This window comes from Bartonella sp. AA86SXKL, assembly GCF_042196885.1.
On record NZ_JBHIRE010000510.1, the window covers coordinates 1 to 302 of the forward strand.

Below are 302 nucleotides of genomic sequence, written 5' to 3' on the forward strand. Positions count from 1 at the left end.
AGTTTGGATTGCTCATTTTTTTCCTGTTTTATCAAATTGGAGAGGATTGTTAGAACTGAGCATACTAATTATTTTTAATTTAGGTTTAGCTTTACTTATGGCTTTTTTAATTGCTCCAATTACAGCTATGATTGGAAGCTTTTTTATTGATTCTGCTGCTGAAATTATTGAAAAAGAAGATTATCCAAATGAGCCTACTGGAAAAGCTATGTCATTTGGATACTCTTTTATTCTTGCTTTAAAATTTGTTATTTTAAGTTTTTTCGGAAATGGAATTGCTTTTTTCTTGTTCTTTATACCGA

General features: G+C 28.8%; 1 pseudogene. It reads left to right on the forward strand.

From position 1 onward, the window contains the following. Positions 1 to 302 (forward strand): annotated as a pseudogene (locus ACFIO5_RS12960) (sulfate transporter family protein); the annotation flags it as partial.